We start from the raw sequence: 457 nt of genomic DNA on the forward strand, positions 1-457 counted from the left end.
GCAGCGGCCTGCACCACATGGTGTTCGAGGTGCTTGACAATGCCATTGACGAAGCGCTCGCCGGACATTGCGACAAAATCACCGTAACCATCCATGCCGACAATTCCGTCAGCGTGGCCGACAATGGCCGCGGTATGCCGACCGGCATCCATCCGAAAGAAGGCCGCTCCGCCGCCGAAGTCATCATGACCGTCTTGCACGCAGGCGGCAAATTCGACAACAACAGCTAAAAAATCTCCGGCGGCCTGCACGGCGTGGGCGTGTCCGTCGTCAACGCACTGTCCGAATGGGTAACGCCGACCATCTACCGCGCCGGTAAAGAACACTTCGTCCGCTTCGTACGCGGCGAAACCGAAGAGCCGTTGCAGGTTGTCGGCGATTCCGACAAACAAGACACGACCGTGCGCTTCCTCGACAGTGCGGAAACCTTCGGCAATGTCGAATACAGCTTCGAAAT

General features: G+C 58.6%; 1 pseudogene. It reads left to right on the top strand.

Annotated features, from left to right (window positions below):
- A pseudogene (locus ACTHUT_RS21940) lies at positions 1 to 457 on the top strand (ATP-binding protein); the annotation flags it as partial.

Source organism: Neisseria sp. P0022.S010 (assembly GCF_051956635.1).